Here is a 7,724-nt window from a genome sequence, read left to right as displayed (position 1 = left end):
TTATTATGTTGTNCATTTTATGATTGTTCTTTAAAAAATTGTTGTCACGTCATTAAAATCGTCAACACTAAAATTACCATCTTTATCCAGGTTAAATACTGCTACTGCACCATTTTTTGGTCGATCAGCTGTTTTTAAATGGCCATATTGTTGTGCCAAGTTCCAAATTAATTGCCCGTGTGTGACTAATAAAACAGTCGCATTTTCATCATAATCTTGTTGTAATTTTGCCAATGATTGTCTCATTCTCTGCCAAAAATCAGTTGCATTTTCACCAAGATGATCCGGATCCACAGCATAAATTGTATCCATAATTTGAGTCATATCAACTTGACGTGCCACGTCATCTGGTGTTTCTGAGTCAATACCCAACGCCTTAGCCGTTGCGCCCCACATGACTGTATTTTTTCCACCTTCAAAACTACCAAAAAAGAATTCACGCCAATCCGGAGTATAGGTCAAATGTGGTTTTTTGTGACTATTTTCAGATAAAATAAACTCCGCAGTATGGATTGCCCGTGATGTGTCTGATGATAGCGCGACATCAAAAGAAATATTTTTTAAACGTTTTCCAGCTGCCGTACCGTCTTGTTCCCCTTTTTTAGTTAACGGGGTATCTGCCCAACCTTGAACCTTATCAAGCATATTAAAAATTGTTTGTCCGTGACGAACTGCATAAATTTTCATGGTTTCTTCTCCCATACTTTAACCAATTGTAACACAACCTGATCATACCTTTTTAAAATTGCAGACCTCCAACTATATAAAAAAATTGCACGTGCTAATGCCCTCCAAAAATAATCTTGGACGAACATGGTCACCTGCAAATTTTATAGTTTAAACATAGTAACGCCGTTCAACTAGCTTACCTAGGACTTGGTTTAAGTACCCATCACGGTGCTTCTTATTAACTTCACTAAATTCTTGTGCACGGTGCAATTGCCTTAAATACAGTCACTTCACTCGTAAAGTCACCCTTTTGCAATGTGTCGTATAGCCCAATGTTCATGAGTTCATCACCACCAAAAACGTCACCAGTTGCGACATCTTCATATTTTTTTTCTGGATCTAAATTAGCCAACTGCGTCGTCGTAAACTCAGGCTGTGCTTCTGCTAAGCCGGCATAACGGAATAGCATGACATCATTTTTATCTTCTGAGGTAAACTGCCACGCTGTGAAGTTACCTTCATATGGACTCTTCAACCGTGTGAAATCACCATACTGTAGCAGTTGACGATGTGCTTTATAAAATTTAATTTGCTCAGTAACTGTTACTTTTTCGTCATCTGTCATTTCAGTCAAGTTCAATTCATAACCGAACACGCCAGCCATTGCGACATCGCCACGCATTTTCAAACTCGTTGACCGGCCAGTTTGATGATTAGGTGCTGCAGAAACATGAGCTGTCATACTTGAAATTGGAAATGCCAAACTTGTACCATATTGAATCTTCAACCGTGCAAAAGCATCTGTGTTATCGGAGGTCCATGATTGTGGCATATAGTACAAGATGCCAGCATCAAATCTACCGCCACCACCTGAACAACCTTCAAATAAAATTTCTGGGTAACGCGTTGTCAAGCGATTCATTAGATTATATAATCCCAAAATATAACGATGTGAAATTTCACCTTGCTGGGCAGCTGGATAAGCAGCTGAATAAATTTCGGTCATGTTACGATTCATGTCCCATTTAATATAATCCACATCAACTTTATCCAAAATTTTCACCATTTGATCGTAAACGTTATCGACTATTTCTTCACGACTAAAATCGAGTACAAATTGGTTACGTGATGGTGTCTTTCCACGATTTGGTACTTGCAACACATAATCAGGGTGTTGACGATATAAGTCTGAATCTTCTGAAATCATTTCCGGTTCAAACCATAAACCAAATTGCATCTTATTATTATGCACACGATTAGCCAAATCATGTAAACCGCCTTTTAGCTTATTAGCATATTCAAACCAATCACCTAAACTTGAATTATCATCATCTCGGTGACCAAACCAGCCATCATCAAGAACAAACATTTCTACACCAAGCGGTGCTGCACTATCAAGAATTGTTTGAATTTTCTTTTCATCGAATTCAAAATATGTTGCTTCCCAATTGTTAATCACAATTGGCCGTTGTGAATATTGATGTTGACCACGTGCAACACGTTCGCGTAATAATTTCGCAAATGTATCAGACATAGCGTTCAAACCATTACTTGAATAGACCATCAAAACTTCTGGTGTTTCAAAAGCTTTTTGTGGCTGTAACTGCCAATCGAAGTTGTACTCATTAATGCCGATAACCACACGTGTTTGATCTTGATAATCACGTTCCAATGTAAATTGATGATTACCAGAATAAACCAATTGTAACCCAATTGCATCGCCTTGAAACTCTGTCGTGTGACTATCGACTAAAGCAATAAATGGATTCATAAAATGTGAGCTTGAACCACGGCGGCTTTCAAATTGTGTTACACCATGTGCCACGCTTTGACGCTCAATTTGACGTTCACGCACATGAGCACCTGGTAAACTAATCACTTCAAGATCTTGTTTTGGTAGGTCCATTTGCATGGAGGCTAACTTTTCGATATTAAAAATGGCTTCTGAGCGATTTATAATACGTGAATGACGAGCAATAACCGGACGGTCTCGATAAATTGTATATGATAATTCAATTTCTGCATTGAGTGTTTCATCAGCCAACGTAATAATTAATGTTTGTGATTCATCATCAGCTAATACATACGCATGTGGTAAATTTTCATCTGCGGGTTTACCCGCAACAATTTTATAATCCACATATCGAAAATCTGTTGTACGCGCACCATTTTCAGATTTCACGATGACTGCTGGCACACGATAATCCCCCGTGTTATTACCAGAAAATTCTTGTGGCAATGTATCTTTCGAATATTCACGATCTAACGATCCAGGTAAATTACCTGAAAAACCACGATCTAAACGAGGGTATTTAAAATAACCAGTATAGTTTTTTACGCTCTTACCAAAATACACATGACTTAAGATCTTACCCTCTTCAATTGCCAAAATATATGATATATCGTTGTTTTTCAGATGAAACGACTGCGTGGTTTCATCAAATATAATGAGTTTCTCAACCATGTTTTCTCCTCTAGTAAAATAATATAAGTAAACTACAAATTAAGTTTACTTCTTTGTTTTTAAAATTGCAAGCGCTTTCATTTATAAACTACATTATCTATATGTCGTGATGCTGACATAAAAAGCCAATCCCCGAAAAACTACCGATGATTGACTATTTTTTGGTTGCTGTTATTTAAAATTACAATTCACTAAATCAAAATTGCCTTAATTAACAAACGTGTCTCTGTAAACAATATAGCTAGGAATAACCAACCATATTGGCCAATTTCGTGTATTTGTGGAACGTTCTACAGCTTGTACTAATGCTGTTTGTCCGATTTCTTCTGCTGGAATATGAACAGTTGTCAGAGATGGTGTCAAGTATTTCCCAATTTCAACGTCATTAAAACTAGCAACCGCAATGTGATCCTCATTTTCTGACAATACTTTCAATACACCAACAGCTAAAGGATCACTGGCAACCAAAATAGCATCTATCTTTTCTTCTGAATTTAACAATTCGTTAGTTGCAGTAACCGCATCTGCTGTCCGCCACCCTGCCAAAACAGCACGCGGCGTTAAATGCTTAGATTGCATCCAACTCATATAAGCCGCATAACGTGTGTCGTCATCAACTGATACATAATGACCACCCAAATCCATCGATTCACGTTTGCCACCGACAAATGCGATATCTCGATATCCAGATGTCCAAAAGGCATTTAATAGCTCAAACACTTTTTCCTTTAAATCAGTGGTTACCGCATCCACACCATCAACATGAACAAGCCGATCATCAATTAAAACTAAGTTTGGATTTTTTAAGTAAAGTTCATGGATAGCATATTTTTCGATTGCACCAACAAAAATAACAGCTGCAAATTTAGAGACATCCAACGGTTCAGATAAATTTTGCAATCGAAAAATGTGACTTACTTTGACACCCTTTTTTTCAGATGCTTCATAAATACCACGCCAAATTTTACGATAGTACTCGTCTACTTGCTCTTGTTCTGCCGATAATGTGGTTACTACTGCAATTGACTTTGTCCACCTGCGATTGGTTTGCAATTTTTCAGCGTTATATGCTAATTCATCAGCAAGTTGAACAACACGTTGTCGCGTTGAAGCTGCCACAGATAGTGTATCATCCTCGTTCAATATGCGGGAAACTGTCCCTGCTGAAACACCAGCCTTTTGAGCAATGTCTCTAATAGTCGTCATATCTTATCTCCCAATTTTATATTAAAAACTGGCACCCTGATATCTGTGGTTTGATGTACCTGTAAAAATTATCATGACCTGATTTGACCGTCACCAAAAACTTCATATTTAATGGTAGTCAACGCTGGTAATCCCATTGGCCCACGTGCATGTAACTTTTGTGTTGAAATACCAATTTCAGCCCCAAATCCAAATTCAAACCCATCTGTGAAACGACTGGATGCATTTTGATAAACAACCGCCGCATCAACATCATTCATAAATTTGACAACATGTTCGGTTGTCTCACTAATAATTGTCTCAGAATGATGTGTGGTATGCGTATTAATCCAATCGATTGCCGCGTCAGTATCTGCAACTATTTTGATACTCATAATGAGATCATTATATTCTGTATCCCAATCCAAGTCTGTAGCAGGTAAAATACGTGGTTCAATCTGGCGACTGGCTTCATCGCCACGCAGTTCAACATGAGAAGCCATTAATTTTGCCCCGATTTTGGGTAAAAATTCCATAGCAATGCTTTCATGGATAAGTAATTTTTCAGCTGAGTTACATACTGAAGGTTTTTGCGTCTTCGCATTATGAATAATACGGATAGCTTCCTCTTGATCCGCAGATGCATCAACAAAAATATGTGTATTTCCTGCACCAGTTTCAATCACTGGTACTGTCGCGTTAGCCACAACAAAATCAATAAACTTGGCCGAACCGCGTGGAATCAAAACATCAATAAACGCTCTCATATGCAGCAAAGTACTAACCGATTCATGAGAAGTATCCGTTATCAGTTGAATAATGTCAGGGTTGAGTTGATTGTCAGTTAAAACTTGTCGTAAAATTTTTGCCAAAATAGCATTACTATGACTTGCTTCTTTGCCACCACGTAAAATAACCGCATTACCTGATTTTAATGTCAATGCTGCCGCATCAACCGTAACATTCGGACGTGCCTCAAACACCATCGCTACAACACCAAGTGGCACAATTTTTTTAATAATTTTCAAATCCACATGCGTGCGCCACTCATCATAAGGCCCAGCTAGTGGATCAGGCAGTTCAGCTACCGCTCGCAAGGAATTTGCAATATCTTGAATGGCATCCGCATCCAACTTCAAACGTTTTTGCATTGGACCACTCAACGTTTGTTCATGTTCTGACAAATCCTTTTGATTCGCTATTATAATATCTTTTTGTTGATTTAATAATGCCTGTGCCATTTCTTGCAATAAGGCATTACGCTTTTCAAGTGATAACATCGCCACTTGACTCGTGACATTTTTCGCGCGTTGGCCCATTTCTTGTACACTTAATACCATATTACACTCCTTTAAATAATGTACCGATTTTTTTGCCAGCTACAACATCTAGAATCGTAGCAGGATTTTTACCATTAATTAATATCATTTGGCGTTGCTTTGAAATCAAATATTCAGCAGCATAAAGTTTTGTCGCCATACCACCGGTTCCTAAATCTGATGAACCACTGGCACTAGCCATTAATTCTGGCGTTACTTGCGTAACAAGTGGTATTTTTTTAGCAGTTGGATTCACATAAGGGTTGTCAGTATATAACGCGTCAATATCACTTAATACAATGAGGCCATCAGCATTTGTTTCATGTGTGACAATAGCTGCTAGGCGATCATTATCACCAAATGAATGTTGATGGTCCAACTCGTCAACTGCAATCACATCATTTTCGTTAATAATTGGAATCACATGTTGTGCTAACATAGCTTCAATCGCATCAATCGTATGTTGTAGCATCTGCTTATTATTAAAAACATCATACGTTAATAATACTTGCCCAACATGCTGTTGATAGAAAGCAAAGCTTTGATTATAAATCGCCATCAAATAACTTTGACCAATAGCTGCTAATGCTTGTTGGGACGGAATATCTGTTGGTCTTTTCAGCATTTTCATTTGTTGCAAAGCGACACCAATTGCCCCTGAAGTGACGAGAATAATGTCATATCCAGATTTTTGTAATTGTGTCAGTGTTTGTGACAAACGATTAATCACTGGATATTTAATCTCACCTGATGCATCAACAATCGTGCTAGTACCAACCTTAATCACTATACGGCGCCAATCATTGGCAGAGCTACTTTTTTCTGACACTACCTGCATAATTTTTTCTTCCAAATTCTCTACGAGATTATGTCAATTATTATTCAAAATACATAACATAAACTGGTGTTTAATGATTCCCTCATTTAATATCCATTATTATATCATGAAAAGCACGCTTACAAGCAAGGGACTATTTCATTTAAATCATTACTGTTATTGCAACTATTTATCATATTGGTTCAAAAAAGATTGAATTTTATGACGGTATTCAATGGGATGATCGTGGAAAGTCTGCACATGTTCTGACCCCTTACCAATCCATAATTGTTTCGGAGCGTTTAAGGCATGGTATAAAGAATAGACCATTTTAGTCGGCACGAAGGTATCTGCGCTACCATGTATAAAGAATGTTGGTCGCGTACTTTTAGCCACTTGTTTTAGCGGACTCGCCTCCCCATAAAAATAACCTGCACGAACTTTTGAAATACCTGAAGTAATATTAACAAGTGGGAACCAAGGTAATTTATACATATTACCTGCTTCATGTTTTGTTTCTTCTAATAGACTGGTATATGACGAGTCGGCAATAACTGCCTTAACTTGTGACGGCAAGTCTGATTCACCTGAAACTGACAAGACAGTCGCAGCACCCATGCTCATACCATACATGATAATATCTGAATTATTACCATTAGTGTCAATAATTTGGTTTAACCATTGACTATAATCACGTCGATCAAGCCAGCCATAACCGATGATTTTTCCCTGTGACTTACCATGTGCGCGATTATCTGGTATGAGAACATTATAGCCAAGATCATGAAAAAGTTCACCATAAATAGCCATAGTTGTTTTATTGTTATGCCAACCATGTGCCAAAATGGCCGTTTTATTTGTTTTCTTGTCAGCGGCCACATACCATGCGTCTAACTTTAACCCATCCTTGGTTGTTTCATGCCACGTTTGTTTGTCTCGTGCTAAAAATTTATGCTCATATTGGTAGAGCGGATTAGTTTTTGTGCGCAAGACGTCTGGTTGATTAGCTTTTGGATCACGTACTTGAGCAACATGAAAAAAATACATGCCTGCCACAAGTAAAATCATAGCAATAACTATAATAAAGCAAATCAACCATTTGACTAAGTTGTGCATATTCATTTACCCCTTAAAATAATAATTTTACACCACCTCAAGAGTTGTAGCAACAAAACCGGCTGTCGGTCATCATTATAAAAATTTCATTTAATTGCAATTGTTAAACCATGAAGAATGGTATACTTAAAAGAAAAATAAAAAAGGATAACTT

The 7,724-nt window shown here is 37.6% G+C and carries 6 protein-coding genes; all 6 read right to left on the bottom strand.

The genetic code is table 11. The annotated features are described in order from the left end of the window. Positions 1 to 30 precede the first annotated feature (30 nt). Entirely contained in the window at positions 31 to 687 is a 657-nt protein-coding gene (locus EUI_RS0107510; RefSeq protein WP_010017197.1) for a histidine phosphatase family protein, read from the bottom strand. A gap of 229 nt (positions 688 to 916) precedes the next feature. Next, positions 917 to 3,133 (bottom strand): alpha-galactosidase, encoded by a 2,217-nt coding sequence (locus tag EUI_RS0107500; RefSeq protein ID WP_010017193.1) that lies wholly within the window; start codon positions 3,131 to 3,133, stop codon positions 917 to 919. Positions 3,134 to 3,340: 207 nt separating this feature from the next. Continuing rightward, positions 3,341 to 4,339 carry a LacI family DNA-binding transcriptional regulator gene (locus EUI_RS0107495; protein WP_010017192.1) on the bottom strand — a complete coding sequence of 333 codons (999 nt, stop codon included), beginning with the start codon at positions 4,337 to 4,339 and terminating at the stop codon, positions 3,341 to 3,343. Between the two features lie 71 nt (positions 4,340 to 4,410). Beyond that, on the bottom strand, positions 4,411 to 5,658 hold the full coding sequence (locus EUI_RS0107490; RefSeq protein WP_010017191.1) for a glutamate-5-semialdehyde dehydrogenase: 1,248 nt from the start codon (positions 5,656 to 5,658) through the stop codon (positions 4,411 to 4,413). Position 5,659: 1 nt separating this feature from the next. Then, positions 5,660 to 6,475, bottom strand: coding sequence for a glutamate 5-kinase (gene proB, locus EUI_RS0107485; protein ID WP_010017190.1), 816 nt, complete (start codon positions 6,473 to 6,475; stop codon positions 5,660 to 5,662). Positions 6,476 to 6,640: 165 nt separating this feature from the next. Beyond that, a complete protein-coding gene (locus EUI_RS0107480) occupies positions 6,641 to 7,570 on the bottom strand; it encodes an alpha/beta hydrolase (protein ID WP_010017189.1) in 930 nt (309 codons plus the stop codon). Positions 7,571 to 7,724 lie beyond the last annotated feature (154 nt).

The sequence above is a fragment of the Leuconostoc gelidum subsp. gelidum KCTC 3527 genome, from assembly GCF_000166715.1.
In the GTDB taxonomy this organism is placed as follows: Bacteria; Bacillota; Bacilli; order Lactobacillales; family Lactobacillaceae; genus Leuconostoc; species Leuconostoc gelidum.
The sequence above is the reverse complement of the archived record's forward strand: the minus strand, read 5'-3'. Positions and strand labels throughout refer to the sequence as shown.